Below are 19,236 nucleotides of genomic sequence, written 5' to 3' on the forward strand. Positions count from 1 at the left end.
ACGGGGTCGCCTTCTACGCCTATGCGCAGCCGCCGGCGGGTGCCTCGTCGATTGCCGCCATGTTCAGCCCTGGGGACAGTTCCTGGGTCTGGGCTGTCGATCCCTCGTCCGAACACGACATCTACGCCGGCCGGGGGTACACCAGCGGGAACAACTTCACGCTGGGATACGTCTGGCCGTGACGTGCCACCAGCCCTCGGGCGGTGGTTGCCACGCACTGCCGCGGCAACCGCCCGAGGGCCGGCGGGGCGATATTCCGCATTCCGCAACCCAAAAATTCCGCAACCCAAACGCGAAGCGCTCAGGGCAGGGGCAGGAGCGGCAAGCTCGGTGGCAGCGGGAGCCAGGGGGCGGGGCCGTCGGTGTGCGAGGCGCCCGGTGACGGCAGATCCTGCACAAGGTCCTCGGCCCCGTCCAGGACCGAGTCGGCCGCGTCTGTGAACGCGTCGACGGCTCTCCCGAAAAATCCGGGTTTCGGCGGTGGCGGCGGTGGCGGGGGAGGCGGGGGAGGTAGCTCGGGCATTTCGACCGGCGGCTGGCACTGGTCCAGTTGCTCGTTGGCGGTCTGCCTGACCTGGTCCGCGATCTGCCCGTCGAGGATGTCGGTGAGGGCCTCCTCCATCGGCTTCAGCCCCGCCTTCGCGCCGCCCATTGCGGCGGCCGCGGACTCGTGGATCAGGTTCTGCACCGGGTCGTCGAGCGGGCACTCGAAGTTCTCCACGACCTGCCGCAGCTTCACGGCCAGCCCGCTCGGCAGTCCTCCCGGCTTGCCGGCGGCGTCCGCCAGCTCGGCGAGCACGGCTCGGGCGCGCACGTCCCGTCCGAGTCCCTGGACCGCGGTGCCCGCCCGTCCCATGGCCGCGCCGAGCCGGTCCAGGGCGGCGTGCACCTGTCGGGCCACGGCCGGCGGCAGGTCGAAACCGTCGGCCAGGGTGGGTATCGTCGCGCCCATCCGGTGCGAGACCTCGGTGGCGGTGTCCAGGTCGTCGGCGACGCCGCGCATCGATCGTGGCTCGAGCCGGAGGTACTCGCTCATGCCCGTCCCCGGCGGTTCTGGTCCCGGACGGCATCCTCGTAGGCGTCCGAGCGGCGCTGCCACGCCGCCTGGTCGCTCGCGAGTTCGTCGGCCGCACGGCTCAGCAGGGTGGCGAGGTCCCACAGCGCGTCGCGGACGGGCAGGACCACGTCCTGCCACCGGCTGACGGCGTTGTTTATGTAGTTGGCGGACCGACCCGTCCACAGCTCCGACCCCACGACGGCATGCACTCTGCCCGCCGCGTGAACCTTGTCGCCGAGTGCCTGGGCATACGCTTCGCATATCGCCGCAAGAGCATCGCAGTCGCCCGGGGTGCCGGGCGGTTTCGGCCCAGGTGGAACAGTCAACCCAAACGGAAAACCCATGGTGCGACGTTAGGGCTGCTCGATGTGCGGCGTCGACGGTAAACCCTACCCAGCGAATGCCACCCAGGCCGGCACCGCTGCCCGACGGATGGAGACGCGGATGAGCATGGCCCCGGGGACGGGCACGGGCACGTGGACGGGCGCGGAGTCGCCCGCGCTGCACGTTGCCGATCGCCACGAGCTGATCCGCGTGCAGGGTGCGCGGGAGAACAATCTCAAGGACGTCAGCATCGAGATCCCGAAACGCCGGCTGACGGTGTTCACCGGCGTCTCCGGCTCGGGCAAGAGTTCGCTGGTGTTCGGCACGATCGCCGCGGAGTCGCAGCGGATGATCAACGAGACGTACAGCGCCTTCGTGCAGGGTTTCATGCCGACGCTGGCGCGTCCCGAGGTCGACGTGCTCGAGGGGCTGACGACCGCGATCATCGTCGACCAGCGGCGGATGGGCGGCGACGCCCGCTCCACGGTCGGCACCGTCACCGATGCGGGCGTGCTGCTGCGCATCCTGTTCAGCCGGCTCGGGCGGCCGCACATCGGCCCGCCGGGCGCGTACTCCTTCAACGTCCCCTCGGTCCGGGCGAGCGGTGCGATCACGGTCGAACGCGGTGCCGCCAAGGCGGTGAAGAAGACCTTCACCCGCACCGGTGGCATGTGTCCGCGCTGTGAGGGCCGGGGCGCGGTCACCGACTTCGACCTGACGCAGTTGTANGACGACAGCAGGTCGATCAACGAGGGTGCGCTCATCGTCCCCGGCTACAGCGTCGACGGCTGGTACGGGCGCATCTTCGGCGGCTGNGGCTTCTTCGACCCGGACAAGCCGATCCGCCGGTTCACCAAGCGGGAGCTGCACGACCTGCTGTACAAGGAGCCGACCAAGATCAAGGTCGACAACGTCAACCTGACCTACGAGGGCCTGATCCCGAAGATCCAGAAGTCGTTCCTGGCGAAGGACGTCGACGCGCTGCAGCCGCACGTCCGCGCGTTCGTGGAGCGGGCGGTGATCTTCACGACCTGCCCCGACTGCGGCGGCAGCCGGCTCAGCGAAGCCGCTCGATCATCGAAGATCAACGGGATCAGCATCGCCGACGCCTGCGCGATGCAGATCAGCGACCTCGCCGGGTGGGTGCGCGAGCTGGCCGAGCCGTCGGTGGCGCCGCTGCTCGCGGCGCTGCACCACACCCTCGACTCGTTCGTGGAGATCGGGCTTGGCTACCTCGCGCTCGACCGGCCGTCGGGCACGCTGTCGGGTGGCGAGGCGCAGCGTGTCACGATGATCCGCCACCTCGGCTCCTCGCTCACCGACGTCACCTACGTCTTCGACGAGCCCACCATCGGCCTGCACCCGCACGACATCGCGCGGATGAACGACCTGCTGCTGCGGCTGCGGGACAAGGGCAACACGGTGCTCGTCGTGGAGCACAAGCCGGAGACGATCGCGATCGCCGATCACGTCGTCGACCTCGGCCCCGGCGCCGNCACGGCGGGCGGCACCGTCTGCTTCGAGGGAACCGTCGCCGGGCTGCGGGCCAGCGGCACCCTCACCGGCCGCCATCTCGACTACCGGGCCGCCCTCAAGGAGACGGTGCGCACGCCCACCGGGCGGCTCGCGATCCGCGGCGCGACGGCGAACAACCTGCGCGACGTCGATGTCGACATCCCGCTCGGGGTGCTGGTCGTCGTCACCGGCGTCGCCGGCTCCGGCAAGAGCTCGCTCGTGCACGGGTCGCTGCCGGCCCTGTTCGGGTCGGNCGGCGCGGGCGGGGGGGCCGGGTCCACGCGGGGCGGCGACGGCGAGGCGGTCGTCGGGGCGGTCGTCGGTGCGCTGGTGTCGATCGACCAGACCGCGATCCGCGGCTCGCGCCGGAGCAACCCGGCGACGTACACCGGACTGCTCGACCCGATCCGCAAGGCGTTCGCGAAGGCCAACGGAGTGAAGCCGGCGCTGTTCAGCGCCAACTCCGAGGGCGCCTGCCCCACCTGCAACGGCGCCGGCGTCATCTACACCGATCTGGCGATGATGGCCGGCGTCGCCACCACCTGCGAGCAGTGCGAAGGGAAGCGGTTCGAGGCCTCGGTGCTGGACCACCACCTCGGCGGCCGCGACATCAGCGAGGTGCTCGCGATGTCGGTGACCGAGGCCGCGGAGTTCTTCGGCGCCGGCGAGGCGCGCACGCCGGCCGCGCACGCCGCCCTCGGCCGGCTCGCCGACGTCGGGCTCGGCTACCTCGGCCTCGGCCAGCCGCTCACCACGCTGTCCGGCGGCGAGCGGCAGCGGCTCAAGCTGGCCACCCACCTGGCCGCCAAGGGCGGTGTCTACGTCCTCGACGAGCCGACCGCCGGCCTGCACCTCGCCGACGTCGAGCACCTGCTCGGCCTGCTCGATCGGCTCGTCGACGCCGGCCGGTCGGTCATCGTCGTCGAGCACCACCAGGCGGTCATGGCCCACGCCGACTGGATCATCGACCTCGGCCCCGGCGCCGGCCACGACGGCGGCCGGATCGTCTTCGAGGGCACCCCCGCCGACCTCGTCGCCGCCCGCTCCACCCGCACCGGCGAGCACCTCGCGGCCTACGTCGGCGCCTGACCGGCGCCTGTCCGTCTCGGCTGTGAGTGAATTGGCATTTCCGCTGGTTAACGTCCGATCGGACCTGCGTGCGCCATATGACCGGTATGTCTGCGAGAATCGCGCCGCTGGGATGCTGAACGCAGGGAGGGCGGCGGGCGTTGGCGAGAAGGCTGGGAAGTTCCTACACCCTGGACAAGGTGATCGGTCGGGGTGCGATGGGCGAGGTGTGGCGGNGCCGCGACGAGAGCGGCGCGCCGCTCGCCTTCAAACTCCTGCTGCCGGAGCTCATGGTGGACCCGCAGATCGTCGCCCGGTTCATGCGGGAACGCTCGGTGCTCCTCCGGGTCGACTCACCCTTTGTCGTGCGGGTCCGGGATCTCGTCGCCGAGCGCGGGGACCTGGCCATCGTCATGGACTTCATCGAGGGTTCCGACCTGCGTCGTGAACTGATACGGNGCCGAACGGTCCCACCCTCGGAAGCCGTGGCGACGATTGTCGACATTCTGACAGGGCTCGATGNCGCACACGCGCTCGGCATCATTCATCGTGATCTCAAACCCGAGAACGTGCTGCTCGACCGGNATGACGGCGGGTATCGCCCGAAGATCTCGGACTTCGGGATCGCCAGGCTGACGGACGCGTCGACGCGGCTGACCATCGGGCAGGGCCTGCTCGGTACTCCGCTCTACATGGCACCCGAGATGATCGAGGAAGGCGTCGCCGGTCCGCCCGCGGACATCTATGCCGCGGGGCTCATGCTCTACGAGCTGCTGTGCGGGGTCACGCCGTTCACCGGGCGAGCGCCGCTGGCGATCCTGCGGGCGCACGTCGACCTCCTGCCCGGCCGCCCGCCGAACCTCAGCGACGAACTGTGGTCCGTCCTCGCCGCCATGCTCGCCAAGGACCCGGCGGCGCGGACCGGGGCCGATCAGTTACAGGCTCTCCTGCCGGACCTGCACGGGTTGCCCGCGAGCCCGCCACTGGCCACCCCGCCGCTGGCCACGCTGACGCCGGGTAGCCTGCCGCCGGCCACTCTGCCGCCTGGCACCGAGTCGCCTGGCACCGAGTCGCCTGGCACCGAGTCGCCTGGCACCGAGTCGCCTGCCGCCGAGTCGCCTGCCGCCGAGTCGCCCGCCACCTCGTCGCCTGACATCACGCCGCCCCCGTCGGTCGGCAACGGTGTGCCGGACGAGCAGGTGCCAGTGCCGCCGTCGGCATCCGCATCGCCCCCGCCGGGCGACGCCGATGCGAGCGGCTCCGGCCCCGACCGACCTGGGGATGCCACCGCCGGGCCGAGCGGGCGGCACCGACGTCGCCTCTTCGTCGTCGCCCTCGGCATCGTCGTGCTGATCGCGGCCACGGCTGCGGCCGTCGTGTCGACCACCGGCTCGTCGTCCGACCCGTCCAAGCGGCTCCTGACCCAGGCACGGGCCAGGGACCAGCAGGCGATGGCGGGGCAGCCCGCCGCCGCGGCCAGCCCGAGTCCCGGTGCCTCCGCTCGCGCCGACGGCGCCGGGCCACCGGCACCGACATCGATGCCGGCATCCGCGTCGACACCGGTACCGGCCTCCGGACTGGCACCGGCCTCCGGACTGGCACCGGGGTCCGCACCGGTACCGGCGTCCGGACTGGCGCCGGCGTCCGGGCTGGCGCCGGCGTCCGGGCTGGCGCCGGGGTCCGCGGCGGCACCGGCACAGGCGGCCGCCAGGCCCGCGGCGAACCCGACGGCCCTGCCCCCGCCGCGCGCGGCCGGTCCCGTCGCCGCGGCGCCGCCCGCGGCCGCCGCCGCCGCGCCCGCGCAGGGCGGCCTCGGCAGGACCTACGCCGACGTCGCGACCCATAGCTGCCTCGACAGCAATGAGCAGGGGCAGGTCTACACGATGGGCTGCAATCAGGGTAATTACCAGCATTGGGTGTACGCGGCCGGGAATGGTGGGGTGCGGCTGAGGAATTTCCAGACCAATAACTGCGTGGGCAGCAGGGTGAATCCCGCGCCGGACGGAACCAGATACCAGGGCACGGTGTACGCCGCCGGCTGCGACGGCGGGGCCGCGCAGCTCTGGACCATGTCCAGCGACAGTGCTGGAGTGACCTTCCGAAACGCCGCCACCGGTGAATGCCTGGACAGCAACGCCGATGGGCGCGTCTACACCCAGGGTTGCAACAATGGCGACTACCAGCGCTGGGGCTAGGGCGGCTGTNGTCCAGGCCCTCCAAGCTGTGCCGGTGGCGGCGGTGAACGGTTTGTCGAGGAATGCCGTGGCGCCGCCCTGACCGTGTTGTTCCGGTGGCCGGCGGCCGGGCCTGCGGCGGTTTACCCCAAGGACTCCCTGGGGCCAGCCATACCCTCGGGATGCCTGTCGGCACCAATGCCACGAGTTCGCCGGGCTGGTTCGCTGGTCCCATGACGCAGGCAGTCGCGCTCCGCGACGTCCGGAAGGTGTACGGCCGCAGGTCGGCGACGGTGGCGGGACTCGACGGGGTGACCCTCGACTTCGGCCGCGGGACCTTCACCGCGGTGATGGGGCCCTCCGGCTCGGGCAAGTCCACCCTGCTGCAGTGCGCCGCCGGGCTGGACCGGCCGACCACGGGCGAGGTCCTCATCGACGGCGAGCCGATCGGCGGCCTGGACGAGACCGCGTTGACCCTGCTGCGTCGCGACCGGATCGGCTTCGTGTTCCAGGCGTTCAACCTCGTGCCGTCGCTGAGCGCCGAGCTCAACGTCGGTTTGCCGCTGCGGCTGGCCGGCCGTCGGCCGCGCCGCAGTGAGGTCCGCGACGTGCTGGCCGCCGTCGGCCTGGGCGGTCACGCACATCACCGCCCGGCCGAGCTGTCCGGCGGCCAGCAGCAGCGGGTGGCCTTGGCGCGTGCCCTGGTCACCCGGCCCTCGGTGCTGTTCGCCGACGAACCGACCGGCGCGCTGGACTCGGCGACCGGCCGGGAGGTCCTGGCGTTGCTGCGCGGGATGGTCGACCGGGACGGCCAGACGATCATCATGGTGACCCACGACCCGATCGCCGCCTCCTGGGCTGACCGGGTGGTCTTCCTCGCCGACGGCCGGGTCGCCGGCGAGCTGAACGATCCCACCCCGCAGACGGTCTCCGCCCGGGTGAACGGGCTCGAGGCCACCGCGTGCGCGCCATGCTGAGCCTCGCGTGGCACACGGTTCGCGCCCGATTCAGCAGCCTGGTTGGTACGTTCGTCGCGCTGGGGCTTGGTGTCGCCCTGCTCGCCGCGATGNCGCTGACCCTCGTCAGCACGCTCGGCGGGCCCGGCACCGGCCCGAGGTGGTACGTCACCCCGGATGTGGTCGTGGCGGGCGCCACGACGGTGAGTGTCACCACCGGCTCCGGCGACGACCGGGAGACCGAGACGGTGCGAACGCAGCGCTCGCGCGGGTTGCCCGCCGATCTCGTCGACCGGCTGTCCGCGATGTTCTCCTCGGCAACGGCGGCGACTACGGCAACGGCGGCGACTACGGCAACGGCGGCGACTACGGCGACGGCGACGGCGGCGAGCCCGGTCCGCATGGTTGCGGATGCCGCGGCGTACGCGGTGGTGGCCGGTGCCCCGGGCGACACCGTCCACCCCNGGTCCGCCGCCGGGCTGCACAACTACACCTGGGTCGCGGGCGCGGCGCCGCGCACCGAGGGGGAGGTCGTGCTCAGCGGGCCTACCGCGCACCGTCCCGGTGATCAGGTCACCGTTCTGACGGCTCGGGGCGCCGAGACGTTCACCGTCAGCGGGGTGTTGCGAACCTCCGCACCGGCCGCGCTGTACATGGTCGACCGGGTCGTCACGGACCTTGCCGGCGGACGGATCGAGGCGGTCGCGCTGACCGCGGGCCCGGGCGAGTCGGTGCCGACGCTGGCCGACCAGGCTCGCGCAGCCGTCGGCGTCGGCGACGGCGACGCGGTACAGGTGCTGCGCGGCAACAGCCGAGCCCGCGCCGAGCCTGACCCGGACGCCGACCGGCGGGAAACCGCGATCGCCCTGCTGTCCGCGACCACCGGCCTGGCGGCCTTCGTCTCGATCTTCGTGGTGTCCGGGACGTTCACCTACGCGGTGGACGCTCGGCGTCGGGAGTTCGGGTTGCTGCGCGCCGCCGGCACGACGCCGCGCCAGGTCTTCCGGCTGGTGCTCGGTGAGGCGCTTGTCGTCGGGGTGCTCGCCGCGGCCGTCGGCGGCGCACTCGGCGCGATGCTCGCCCCCCGGTTCGCGCGATGGCTGGCCGGGACGGGGTTCACCCCGAGCGACTTCACCGCCCGGTTCGTCTTCTGGCCGGTCGCTGCGGCATTCGGGGTCGGGCTGGTCGTCGCGTTGCTCGGCGCCTGGCTGGCGGCGCGCCGCGCCGGGCGGGTGGCACCGATCGCCGCGCTGCGGGAAGCGGCCGTGGACCCCCGGCCGATGACCCTTGCGCGCGTCGTCGTCGGTCTCGCCGCCCTCGGCGGCTGCGTGCCGATGCTCGTGGCGATGTCAGCCGTCCATTCGTCAGACGCGATCGCCCTGGTCCTGCTGTCCGCGATGCTGCTGGTCGTGGCCTGCGCCATGTTCGCTCCGCTGGTCGTCCCGCCGGTGGTGCGGCTGCTCACCGCGCCGCTGGCCGCGTCGTCGGGTGGGGTGGTCCTGCTCGCCCGCCACAGCGCCGTCACCGCCGTCCGGCGAACCGCGGCCACGGCGGCGCCCGTCCTCGTGACCGTGGGCATCGCCAGCGCGACGCTCACCGGTTTCGGCACCCTCCAGGCCGCCACGCAGAGCGCCGCCCATGATCGGATCACGGCCGACGCCGTGGCCGTTCCCGGCGGCGGCGCCGGGCTCGCCGACCCGACGGTTGCCCGCCTTCGGGCCGTCCCCGGCGTCGCGGCCGCCATCCCGGTCACCGAGGACCCCGTCTACGTCAGCGCAGGAGGCGAACCCGAGGAGTGGACCGGTCGCTACGCAACCGGGGCGGATCTCGCCACCGTGCTCGACCTTCCCGTCGTCGACGGGAATTTGGCCGATCTCACCGGCACGGCGACGATCGCCGTTCCGGCCGGACGCTGGAAGCTGGGTGACACCGCCGAGATCTGGCTGGGCGATGCGACCCCGGTGCGGCTGCGCGTGGTCGCGGTGTTCGACCGCCAGCTCGATCTCGACGAGACCGTCCTGCTCCCGTGGGACCTGCGGCGCGGTCACGCAAGCCAGGTCGCCGACACCGTCTACCTGCGGTTCGCGGCCGACAGCGTTGTCACCGCGGGGGGCNCCACCGTAGGGGCCGCCCGCGCCGGGGCGGCGGCGATCGCCTCGGCTGGCGGCGCCACGGTGGTCGAAACCGACGACTACCTGTCGGCCGCCGGCGAGCAGGAGGCCCGTACCAACCGGCAGGGGGCGATCGCGATGCTCGGCATGGCGCTGGTCTACACCGGCATCGCGATCGCCAACACACTGGTCATGGCGACCAGAGACCGGGCGCGGGAGTTCGCGACCGTACGCCTGGCCGGTGCCACCCGCCGCCAGGTACTCGGCCTGGTCGGCATCGAGGCGGTCCTGGTCACCTGTGTCGGCGTTCTGCTCGCCGCTGTCGTCACCGCCGTCACCGCTGCGGGAGCCCGCCACGGTCTCGCCGACCTGGCGCCCTCCGTGCCGGTCGCCGTGCCGTGGCTGCCGCTGGGCGCCATCATCCTTGCCTGCCTGGCGACCGCCGTGCTGGCCAGCCTGGTTCCCGCCGCGCTGCTGCTGCGCCGCCCGCCCGCGGAGTTGGCCGGGGTCCGCGAATGACGCCCGATGACGCCCGATGACGCCCGCAGCCTCCGGCCGGTACTGAACCGTGAGTGAACCGTAGCTGGACCCCGGAGATGCAGGCTTGTAGTTGCAGGTTCACAAGTTGCACGGTCAATGAGTGGGGAGCCGACGCCGGAGGCCGGACAGCGACGGCAGCCACCAGAGCTGGCCGAGCACCCCAAGGGTGACTGGCTCGACACTCGGATGGGAAAGGTATGAAGGCGACATATGAGGCGCCGGCCCTCCAGGATCAGGGATCGTTCCGGAAGGCCACCGGCTTCATCGGCTTCTTCGGAGGCTGGGGCTGGGGTGGTTGGGGCGGCCACCGGCATCACTGGGGCCGCTGGGGCCACCGGGGCCACGGCGGTTGGGGTGGTTGGGGTGGTTGGGGCTGATAGCCCACCAGCCCACCAGCTCACCAGTCCGACATCATCAACCAGCAGGAACCGAGTGGCGACGAGCCGGCGAGCGGCCGTCGCCACTCGCCGTTTCCGGTCGCTGGGTCCGGCGGCGCCCTGGTCGACGTGGAAGCGATACCGGGCCCGCCGTCAACCGTTGATCTGTGCTTTGAGATCCCTGACGGGGAGTACCTGGGGTAGCTGCGGTGATTCCGTGTCCTGATGGCTGGCCTGGCCCGAGTCCTCGAGATAGAGCCCGGCCGCCACGCCGACGACTGCGTACTGGTTGGTGACGTCCTCGCCGTCGCGTGCGAACCTTTCCAGGAACAGGAGATAGGAGGATCCCGGCTTCAGGATGTCGTCCCCGCCGACGCCGCCGGTATCGGTCTGCCGTATTCGGATGGTGCTGGGCAACGTGCCGCGGATAACTTCCGTGACATGTACGTCGGTGATCGTGAATGGTATGCCGGAGATGACCGTGGTCTGGGTCCTGTCGGTCGCCTGAACTCGGACGATCGCGTCGGAGTCGGCTTTCAGCTCGGCGATGTTGTGGTAGCTCTTGACACGACTCGGCCCGGCAGGTGCGGTGGTGCTGCCACCCGCCGGCGAGGGAGAAGCCGAGGGTCCGGAACCCGAGCAGCCGACGATGCAGGCCAGGACAAGAAGAACGAGTGCACAGTGACGACCGGTCTGCCGGGGCATGCAAGCTCCATCGTGCTCAGGCGAGAAAACGGCGGCTGCCAGGGTACTTCCAAACCAAAAGTTACGCTGTTCTTTGCGGAAAGTTCTTCCAAGTCGGAAAACGCGCCGTCCCGCCGGCTCTAGGTTCACGGCATGAAGAAGCGCAGAATCTCGGCCGTCCTCGGCGCGGCCCTCCTCTGTTCCCTGGTCGGCATAGCGCCGAGCGCGTCGGCGGCGGGTCCCGGTGCGACCGCCCCCGTGCACGGAGTCACCCCCGTGCGTCCGTTGCACATTCTGCTCACCAACGACGATGGATGGCGGGGCACCGGAGGCTCCGACACCCCACTGATCGTCGCTCTGCGCGACGCCCTCAAGGCCGCCGGTCATGACGTCGTCGTCGTGGCACCCGGCACCGACCAGAGCGGCCAGGGCGGTCGTATCTCCGCACCCCCGCTGCAGCTTACGGTCGCCAAGCCCGAGCCATCGGTGTGGACGGTCACCCCGGGATCACCCTCGGACAGCGTGTTCTTCGCCTTCGACCAGGTCTTCACGAACGCCAAGCCCGACCTGGTCGTCTCCGGGATCAACCCCGGCAACAACCTCGGTCAGGCGGTCAACCACTCGGGCACCGTCAACGCGGCCGCGACCGCGCTCGAGTTCGGAGTGCCCGCGATCGCGGTCAGCCTGCAGACCTCGAGCACCTGGCGGGAGGGAACGGTCGTCGCCGCGAAGAGCTCGGCCGCCTACGTGGCGGATCTCGTCGCGCGGCTGGAAGGCCGGTCGCAGCACGGCGCGCTGATGCCCCCGGGAGTCGGTCTCAACGTCAACTACCCGCTCCTGGCCGGCCCCGTCGACCCCGCCACCGGCAAACCCGGTTCGGTGCTGCCCCCCAGAGGGGTCCGGCCCACCACGCTGGATACCGGCGTGGCCCTCGACCTTGGCTACACGCCGACCAGCGGGCAGGCGGGACAGCCGGGTACCTACACGATCGGGCTCACCCCGAACGACCAGGCGGCTCCCGCGGGTACCGACACCCGTGCCGTCCAGGACGGATACGTCAGCCTCACCCCACTGGAGGCGGACCGGGACGTGGACGGCTCCACCGAGAGCTGGCTCCACCGCATGCTCTGACGGTCGACATTCTCTCGGGCTTCGTGAACTCCCTCGTGCCCGGCGAACGTGCCAGATGTGCGACGACATCCGGGGCCGGTCCTGGGCAGAGGGGAGATGNGCGATGATCCGAGCGCTCCTTGTCACATGGTGACCACTCTGACCCGGATGGGTCTCGAGGGGCCTTCGGCCGAGGGCGCGGCCCGGGCTACCGCACTGGTCGCGGAGGCGGTGGCCTACGCCCGAGGCCTTGCTGACCTGAAGGAGGCGGGCTACCAGGCGGCGGCGGACCTCGACCGGCGGCTGACGGGTCGAGCCGCCCTCACGCTGGCGCTGGACACGCCGCGCGCGGCGCGACTGCTCGCAGAGTCGGAGGTGGTGCGCCGCACCCTCGCCACCGGCGCAGCGTCCGCCGCCGAGCAGTCCGCCGCGGACCGGGTGCGTGCGGCCTGTCACACGCTCGGGTTCGACCCGACGGCGCGCGACGCGCCAGGCCGGCTCGTCGGGGACCTGACCGTGGAACAGGTCGTCGCCGCGGCCGCGGCCGTCGGTCGGATGTCGCGGCTGGCCGACTCGCTCACCGACCGGGCCGCCCGGGTGGCGGCGAGGCGCTGGTCGGCCGCGCTGGCTGCCGGACCGTCCGTGGAGCGGGAATTCACGGCCATTCGCCGGCGACTCGACAGCGTGCTGACGCCGTCGGGACCGGGCGGTCCCGAGACGGACCCGTCCCGCCTCGCCGCACGCCTGCTGTCGGAGTCGGAGCTCGTCCACTGGCCGGTGCTCGCGGCGCGGCTCGCTCGCATCGGCGAGGCCAGCGGCCACGCGCGGATCGCCGCGATGGTGCGTACCGCGAAGGCCCGGCTGACCGACCAGCAGGCAGAGCGCCGCCGGCAGGCGAGCGTGCGTGGCGGCGTCGACCTGGCCGGTCGGATGGGCCGGGCGGCGAACCGCCGCCCGGCGGCCTGGCCGCTCGAGGCTCCCCGCGGCGAGACGCTGTCCTGGCTGCGCCGTCTGATCTGCGCGCCGCTGCACACCCCCGACGCGGAACGGGTGCTGGCCGCAAGGCTGGGCGCGGACCTGTTCGACCTGCGCAGACCACCCCCGGAGCCGGCCTTCCTCGCCGGCGTCGACATCGGGAACCTGCGGCCCGAGCATGTCGCGCCGTTCCTGCGCCGCATCAGCATGACCCGCCCCGTTCCGAGCGCCGAGGAGTTGTCGGAGGAATCCCTCGAGGCCGACCGCGGCGCTGTCAGCTGGGCGCGGCGCTCGGCGGACGAGCGGCGCTGGGGGCAGGCGGCCGACACCGGGGTGCCGCTGCTGCCGGAGGTGGTCGGAATACCGCATGTGGTGCACGGAATCTGGTTGGGCCAGCCGATGCCCGCGCGGACGGCCTTCCGCGACAACTACGGCGCGGCGGCCCGCCGATACGCGGGCCAGGTCACCGTGGTGCTGTGGACGGATATCCCGCGTGCGCAGTGTGCGGCCGTCCTGGCCGAGCCCGCCCCCCCGGTCGGCGCGGACGACCCGCTCCGGTACGTCCGCACCCTGGCGACCTGGGCCCGTGACAACGACGTGGCGCTGGTCAACGTCGACGAGGTCTTCCACGCCNACCATCCGCTGTACCTGCGTCCGCAGTACGNCCTGGAAATGGCGAAGCAGCGTCCCCGCGGCTACACGAGCGCGACCGATCATCTGCGGGTGGAACTCGTCCACACCTTCGGGGGTCTCTACATCGACGGTGACATCCGGTTCGACGCCGGATCACCGGAAGGCGGGCACCCCGGCTCGGTCCCCGAGCTGCTCGCGGCCGTCGCCGCCTCCACCTGTGGCTTCACCCTGAACATCCTGTCGATCGACATCGGCATCAGCAACGACCTGATCGTCGGATCCGCCCGCCATCCGGCGCTGCGCCTGTGGATGGAATGTGCCAGGCTCAACTACTTCCCTCTGCAGCGGGAGATTGTCGGCGGACTCGAGATGATGGCGCGGCCCTACGTCGGAGCCTCCCACCAGGGGCTGCGCCACCTCGCCCCGCACCGCACGGGACGGGTCCACCACGTCCCCCTCGAGCTGCTGGGCATCACCCGCGACGACCTCACCCCCACCGGGGGAGCCGTCATCACCACCAACGAGATCACCTGGGTGCCCCGCGGGCGGGAACGAGTCGAGTTCGACGTGACCGGCGCCGATCCCGCCGATCCGGCCACCCGGGACGAGGTGCTGACGCGGACGATGGGGCTCGTGACGTTCCTGCTCTGGCAGCTCGTAGCCAGGGAGGGCAACCTGTATCTGTCGGCGGTGGAGCCCGTCGTCCTCGCCCTGCCGGACCCGGACGCGGTCTGGATCGCCCTGCTGGGCTTCCTCGCCGCTGCCAACGCCGCGCGCGTGCTCGTCACGTCGGTCACCGACCACCGCCGCGGTGAGGACGGCACCCTCGAATACGTCCGGCTACCCCGCGAGGCGGAGGCGTTCCTGGATCGGGAGGCCAGTCCGCCGTCCTGGTTCGGCAGCGAGCTGGCCGAAGGCGACCGGCCGGTGTGGCTCCTCGACGAGGCCGTCACCCCCGTCGCCCTGCGCACGCCGTCGGCGGCAGCCGCGGTGCTCGCCGGCCGGGCATGATCCGGACCGTTCGGGAGCTTCCTTGCCCTCAAGGCAGGCCGAAAACTGATGCGACGCGGGGGGATTGTCTGAGCAAGACTGTTCAGTCGTGCTGCTGACCATCGCCACGACGCACCCGCCGGCCCGCGACCTCGGGTTTCTGCTGCACAAGCATCCGGACCGGGTGCACTCGTTCACCGAGCCGATGGGCACGGCGCACGTGTTCTACCCGGAGACGACCGGCGACAGGTGCACCGTCGCCCTCCTGCTCGAGGTGGATCCGGTCAGACTCGTGCGCGGACGCGCCGGGCCGGCGGGGGAGGGGNTCGCGCTCACCCAGTACGTCAACGACCGGCCGTACGCCGCGTCGAGCATGCTCGCAATGGCGCTCAAGGACGTCTTCCGCACGGCTATGACCGGCCGGTGCGACGCGCGACCGGAGCTCGCCGCCACGGCCATCCCGCTGGAGATCCACGTGCCGGCGGTCGCCTCCCGAGCGGGCTCGGACCTGCCGCGTCGCCTGTTCGAGCCGCTCGGCTGGCAGGTGGCGGTGGCGACCGGCCCGCTCGATCCCGACGTTCCCGAGTGGGGCGAGTCGCCCTACCTCGACGTCCGGCTGCGCGGGACGGTCCGGCTCGCCGAGGCGCTCAACCACCTGTACGTCCTGTTGCCGGTCCTGGACGACGCGAAGCACTACCGGGTCGGCGGTGACGAGGTCGACAAGCTGCTACGGGCCGGTGCCGACTGGCTGCCGAGCCATCCGGAGTCCGAGCTCATCGCCCGCCGTTATCTGTCCCATCGCCGCGAGCTGACCCGTTCGGCACTGGCCCGCCTCGCCGAGGTGGACGACACCGAGCCCGAGCAGCTCGACGACGCCCTCGCCGGCGCCGTCGACCTGGACCCGCCGGACCGTCCGCTCTCCCTGGCCGAGCAGCGCCGCGGCGCGGTGCTGGCCGTGCTGCGGTCGCATGCCGCCCGCCGGGTCGGCGACCTCGGCTGCGGCGAGGGTCTGCTGGCCCGGGACCTGCTCGCGGAGGGGACCATCGAGCACGTCGTCGCCGCGGACGCGTCCGCGCGGGCGCTGCGCATCGCGGGGAGTCGGCTGGGGGTGGAACGGATGAGCGACTCCCAGCGGGCCCGCCTCACCCTGATCCAGTCCTCGCTGACCTACCGGGACGAGCGGTTGACCGGACTGGACGCGGCGGTGCTGATGGAGGTCGTGGAGCACGTCGACCCGTCGCGGCTCGGCGCCCTGGAGGCGACCGTCTTCGGGTACGCCGCCCCTGCCCTGGTGCTCGTCACCACCCCGAACGTGGAGCACAACGTCCGCTTCGCCACGCTGCCCGCGGGGGCGATGCGCCACCGGGACCACCGCTTCGAGTGGTCCCGGGCGCAGTTGCGCGCCTGGGCCGGGCGGGTGGCCGCCGAGCACGGCTACACCGTCCGTCACCTGCCGATCGGCCCGGACGACCCGGAGGTCGGGCCGCCGACGCAGTTGGCCGTCTTCAGCCGGGCGGTGGCCGCATGACGCCCGACCGCACCGAGCCGTCGCCGTCGCCGTCGCCGTTGCCGTTGCCGTTNCCGTCGCCGCGTCAGCTCGCCGTTCCCGCGCTCAGCCTGGTCGTGCTGGTCGGGGCGAGCGGCTCAGGGAAGTCCACGTTCGCGCGGACGCACTTCCGGGCCACCGAGGTGATCTCGTCCGACTTCTGCCGCGGACTGGTCGCCGATGATGAGAACGACCAGTCCGCGACGCCGGAGGCGTTCGAGCTGCTGCGCTACATCGCCGGCAAGCGCCTGGCGGCCGGTCGGCTGACGGTGATCGACGCCACCAATGTCCAGCCGGACGCGCGCCGCCCGCTGGTCACCCTTGCCCGCGAGCACGACGTGCTGCCGGTCGCGATCGTCCTCGACGTGCCCGAGGGGGTGTGCGCGGCACGCAACGCCAGCCGCGCGGATCGCGACTTCGGCCCGCACGTCGTGCGCCGCCAGCGCGACCAGCTCCGGCGCGGGCTGCGGGGGCTGTCGCGCGAGGGGTTCCGCACCGTCCACCTGCTGCGCGGCGAAGGCGAGATCGCGGACGTCGGCATCACCCGGACACCGCTGTTCAACGACCTGCGGCACGAGACCGGCCCGTTCGACGTCATCGGTGACATCCACGGCTGCCGCGCGGAGCTGGAGGCGCTGCTGGACCGACTCGGCTACACGCTGGGTCGGGACGAGGCGGGCCGAGCGGTCGGCGCCGCGCACCGCGACGGCCGTCGAGTGATCTTCGTGGGTGATCTCGTCGACCGCGGCCCGGACACCCCGGGGGTGCTGCGGCTGGTGATGGGGATGGTCGCCGCCGGCGCGGCGTTCTGCGTGCCGGGCAACCACGAGAACAAGCTGCTGCGGGCGCTGCGCGGTCGGGACGTGCGCATCGGCCACGGCCTGGCCGAGTCGCTCGCGCAGCTCGCGACGGAGCCGGCGCCGTTCCGGGCGCAGGTCGAACGCTTCCTCGACGGGCTGATCTCCCACTACGTGCTCGACGGCGGCGGGCTGGTCGTCGCGCACGCCGGCCTGCCCGAGCGCTACCACGGCCGCGCCTCCGGGCGGGTCCGCGAGCTCTGCCTGTACGGGGAGACGACCGGGGAGAGCGACGAGTACGGCCTGCCGGTGCGCCACCCGTGGGCGCAGGAGTATCGGGGAAAGGCGACGGTGCTCTACGGCCACACGCCCGTACCGACCCCGGAGTGGGTGAACAACACCCTCTGCGTCGACACCGGGTGCGTCTTCGGCGGGAGCCTGTCGGCCCTGCGCTATCCGGAACGTGAGCTCGTCGCGGTGCCGGCGGCCGAGGTCTACTGGGCACCGGCGCGGCCGTTCCCGGCCAACCCCGAGGCCGCGGACGCCGCCGAGTGGCCCGCGGCGGGATCCGTCGCGGTGGGCCGCCGGGATCCCGAGGTCCTGGACCTCACCGACGTGCTGGGCACCCGGGTCGTCGAGACGCGCCACCAGAAGCGGATCAGCGTGCGGGAGGGGAACGCGNCCGCCGCCCTGGAGGTGATGAGCCGGTTCGCGATCGACCCGCGGTGGCTGCTCCACCTGCCGCCGACGATGAGCCCGGTGGCCACCTCCACCGTCGCGGACCTGCTCGAACACCCCGACCAGGCCTTCGAGGCCTACCGCGACGCCGGCGTCGCCGCGGTGGTCTGCGAGGAGAAGCACATGGGCTCGCGGGCGGTCGCGCTGGTGTGCCGGTCGCTCGACGCGGCGCGGGGCCGCTTCGGCGCGCCCGACGACCGGGCCGGCGCGGTGTGGACCCGCACCGGGCGGCCGTTCTTCCCCGGCGAGCTCACCGCGGAGCTCGTCGACCGGCTGCGCGCCGCCGCCGAGGCGGCCGGGCTGTTCGACGAGCTCGACACCTCCTGGCTGCTGCTCGACGCCGAACTGCTGCCCTGGAGCGCCAAGGCCGGGCAGCTCCTGCGCGAGCAGTACGCCGCGGTCGGCGCGGCGGCGCGGGCGTCCCTGCCGGTCGCGGTGGACCTGCTCGAGCAGGCGGCTCGGGGCGGTCGGGAGGTGGGCGACCTGCTGATCCGAACCCGATCCCGGGCGGCGAACGCGGCCGCCTTCGGCGCCGCCTACCGGCGCTACCAGTGGCCCACCGACGGCCTGCGCGGGGTTCGGATCGCCCCCTTCCAGGTGCTGGCGAGCGAGGGCGCGGCCCACCACGGGCGGCCGCACGCCTGGCACCTCGACCTCGCCGACCGGCTGGTGGCCGCCGATCCCGACCTGGTCGCGCCGACCCGGCGGATCTTCGTCGACACCACCGAGCCGGAGTCGGTCGCGGCGGCGACCGCGTGGTGGACCGAGCTGACCGCGGCGGGCGGGGAGGGGATGGTCGTCAAGCCCGCGGCCAACCTGACCGTCGGCCGCCGCGGCATCGTCCAGCCGGGGCTGAAGGTGCGCGGCCGGGAGTACCTGCGGATCATCTACGGCCCGGACTACACCGAGCCCGCCAACCTGGAACGCCTGCGGGAACGCGGCCTTGGGCACAAGCGCTCGCTGGCGCAGCGTGAATACGCCCTCGGGCTGGAGGCGCTCGACCGTCTCGCGCTCGGCGAACCGCTCTGGCGGGTGCACGAATGCGTCTTCGCCGTGCTCGCCCTGGAATCCGAGCCGGTCGACCCGCGGCTGTGAGCCCAGCCTGCTGATCAGCATTGGTCTTCGGGTCGGCTGCCGCGGTGGGGCTCGGGATTGAGGAGGGCGTGGATCGAGTCGATGAGGCTGAGTCGGCCGCCGTCGGGGGTGTGGATGGCGGTGGGGGTGTCGGGCAGGGTCGTGGTCAGGTGGACGGTCAGGGTGTGTTCGGGGGCCATCAGCCCGGGGGCCTGCCGGTCGAGGAACCCGTCGGCCAACGCGACCAGCGCCTCGGCGTCCCGCTGACGATCCCGCGCCCGGACCACGCTCTCCNCGTCTCCGGGCACCGCACCGGCGCCGGCATCACCGGCCTGGGCAGCACCGGCGGTGTCGAGGGGGCTGGTGGTGTCCAGGCTCGCCCGGGCCGCGTCCAACGCCGCGAGCAGCCGAGCACCGTCGTCCGGAGAAAGAACCGCGCTCACCCGGAGCATGCCGTCGTCGTCGTACTGCCACGCCAGCCGCGGCGCCGACCGGCGGGTCCGCTCCTGCCCGCGGGCCTGCCGGGCACACCGGACCAGCCGCTCGATCTGCCCGGCGGTGCAGTAC

At 72.4% G+C, this 19,236-nt stretch carries 10 protein-coding genes and 12 pseudogenes; 19 read left to right on the top strand and 3 right to left on the bottom strand.

Annotated elements, in window-relative coordinates; genetic code table 11:
• Positions 1-301: 301 nt before the first annotated feature.
• Both FF86_RS14200 and FF86_RS14205 read right to left on the bottom strand, forming a co-directional pair.
• A complete protein-coding gene (locus FF86_RS14200) occupies positions 302-1,036 on the bottom strand; it encodes a hypothetical protein (RefSeq protein WP_044885292.1) in 735 nt (244 codons plus the stop codon).
• Positions 1,033-1,266, bottom strand: coding sequence for a hypothetical protein (locus tag FF86_RS14205; protein WP_044885293.1), 234 nt, complete (start codon positions 1,264-1,266; stop codon positions 1,033-1,035). Before FF86_RS14205 ends, FF86_RS14200 begins: the two co-directional genes overlap by 4 nt.
• Positions 1,267-1,507: 241 nt before the next feature.
• On the opposite strand from FF86_RS14205, the pseudogene FF86_RS48365 reads away from it, so the two are divergent.
• The 13 genes and pseudogenes from FF86_RS48365 to FF86_RS31915 all read left to right on the top strand — a co-directional run.
• Positions 1,508-2,109: pseudogene (locus tag FF86_RS48365) on the top strand (excinuclease ABC subunit A); the annotation flags it as partial.
• Between the two features lie 88 nt (positions 2,110-2,197).
• A pseudogene (locus FF86_RS48370) lies at positions 2,198-2,876 on the top strand (excinuclease ABC subunit UvrA); the annotation flags it as partial.
• Between the two features lies 1 nt (position 2,877).
• Positions 2,878-3,149 (top strand): annotated as a pseudogene (locus FF86_RS48375) (excinuclease ABC subunit UvrA); the annotation flags it as partial.
• Position 3,150: 1 nt separating this feature from the next.
• Positions 3,151-3,985: pseudogene (locus FF86_RS48380) on the top strand (ATP-binding cassette domain-containing protein); the annotation flags it as partial.
• A 140-nt stretch (positions 3,986-4,125) separates the two neighbouring features.
• Positions 4,126-4,200 (top strand): hypothetical protein (locus FF86_RS62405; protein ID WP_255355793.1); only part of this gene is annotated, 75 nt, incomplete at its 3' end.
• A 1-nt stretch (position 4,201) separates the two neighbouring features.
• Positions 4,202-4,422 (top strand): annotated as a pseudogene (locus tag FF86_RS48385) (serine/threonine protein kinase); the annotation flags it as partial.
• A gap of 1 nt (position 4,423) precedes the next feature.
• A pseudogene (locus FF86_RS48390) lies at positions 4,424-4,486 on the top strand (hypothetical protein); the annotation flags it as partial.
• A 1-nt stretch (position 4,487) separates the two neighbouring features.
• A pseudogene (locus tag FF86_RS48395) lies at positions 4,488-4,548 on the top strand (hypothetical protein); the annotation flags it as partial.
• 1 nt (position 4,549) lies between these two features.
• Positions 4,550-6,159 (top strand): annotated as a pseudogene (locus FF86_RS14215) (ricin-type beta-trefoil lectin domain protein); the annotation flags it as partial.
• 212 nt (positions 6,160-6,371) lie between these two features.
• Positions 6,372-7,115, top strand: coding sequence for an ABC transporter ATP-binding protein (locus FF86_RS14220; RefSeq protein ID WP_082121884.1), 744 nt, complete (start codon positions 6,372-6,374; stop codon positions 7,113-7,115).
• Between the two features lie 632 nt (positions 7,116-7,747).
• Positions 7,748-9,208: ABC transporter permease (locus tag FF86_RS48400; protein WP_242418753.1), on the top strand; the 1,461-nt coding region annotated here is incomplete at its 3' end.
• A gap of 144 nt (positions 9,209-9,352) precedes the next feature.
• Entirely contained in the window at positions 9,353-9,724 is a 372-nt protein-coding gene (locus FF86_RS48405; RefSeq protein WP_313954337.1) for an ABC transporter permease, read from the top strand.
• A 218-nt stretch (positions 9,725-9,942) separates the two neighbouring features.
• Positions 9,943-10,122: a keywimysin-related RiPP gene (locus tag FF86_RS31915; protein ID WP_082121885.1), complete on the top strand. Its 180-nt coding sequence runs from the start codon at positions 9,943-9,945 to the stop codon at positions 10,120-10,122.
• Between the two features lie 153 nt (positions 10,123-10,275).
• On the opposite strand, the gene FF86_RS14230 is transcribed toward FF86_RS31915, so the two are convergent.
• On the bottom strand, positions 10,276-10,827 hold the full coding sequence (locus tag FF86_RS14230; RefSeq protein WP_044885297.1) for a hypothetical protein: 552 nt from the start codon (positions 10,825-10,827) through the stop codon (positions 10,276-10,278).
• Between the two features lie 132 nt (positions 10,828-10,959).
• Here FF86_RS14230 and surE point away from each other — a divergent pair, with 132 nt between their 5' ends.
• From surE to FF86_RS48420, 6 genes and pseudogenes are all read left to right on the top strand, one after another.
• Entirely contained in the window at positions 10,960-11,937 is a 978-nt protein-coding gene (gene surE / locus FF86_RS14235; RefSeq protein ID WP_055866735.1) for a 5'/3'-nucleotidase SurE, read from the top strand.
• 126 nt (positions 11,938-12,063) lie between these two features.
• Positions 12,064-13,524: hypothetical protein (locus FF86_RS35900; protein ID WP_206778942.1), on the top strand; the 1,461-nt coding region annotated here is incomplete at its 3' end.
• Positions 13,525-14,623: 1,099 nt separating this feature from the next.
• Positions 14,624-14,839, top strand: a pseudogene (locus FF86_RS48410) (3' terminal RNA ribose 2'-O-methyltransferase Hen1); the annotation flags it as partial.
• A gap of 1 nt (position 14,840) precedes the next feature.
• A pseudogene (locus FF86_RS14245) lies at positions 14,841-16,042 on the top strand (3' terminal RNA ribose 2'-O-methyltransferase Hen1); the annotation flags it as partial.
• A gap of 53 nt (positions 16,043-16,095) precedes the next feature.
• Positions 16,096-17,538, top strand: a pseudogene (locus tag FF86_RS48415) (polynucleotide kinase-phosphatase); the annotation flags it as partial.
• 1 nt (position 17,539) lies between these two features.
• A pseudogene (locus FF86_RS48420) lies at positions 17,540-18,690 on the top strand (polynucleotide kinase-phosphatase); the annotation flags it as partial.
• Positions 18,691-19,236: the final 546 nt, after the last annotated feature.

Source organism: Frankia sp. CpI1-P, from assembly GCF_001421075.1.
Taxonomy (GTDB): Bacteria; Actinomycetota; Actinomycetes; order Frankiales; family Frankiaceae; genus Frankia; species Frankia torreyi.

Coding starts and splice junctions, on each gene's coding strand:
- surE (WP_055866735.1), top strand. CDS start 10,960: ATGAAGAAGCGCAGAATCTCGGCCGTCCTCGGCGCGGCCCTCCTCTGT.
- FF86_RS14220 (WP_082121884.1), top strand. CDS start 6,372: ATGACGCAGGCAGTCGCGCTCCGCGACGTCCGGAAGGTGTACGGCCGC.
- FF86_RS31915 (WP_082121885.1), top strand. CDS start 9,943: ATGAAGGCGACATATGAGGCGCCGGCCCTCCAGGATCAGGGATCGTTC.
- FF86_RS14230 (WP_044885297.1), bottom strand. CDS start 10,827: ATGCCCCGGCAGACCGGTCGTCACTGTGCACTCGTTCTTCTTGTCCTG.
- FF86_RS14200 (WP_044885292.1), bottom strand. CDS start 1,036: ATGAGCGAGTACCTCCGGCTCGAGCCACGATCGATGCGCGGCGTCGCC.
- FF86_RS48405 (WP_313954337.1), top strand. CDS start 9,353: ATGGCGCTGGTCTACACCGGCATCGCGATCGCCAACACACTGGTCATG.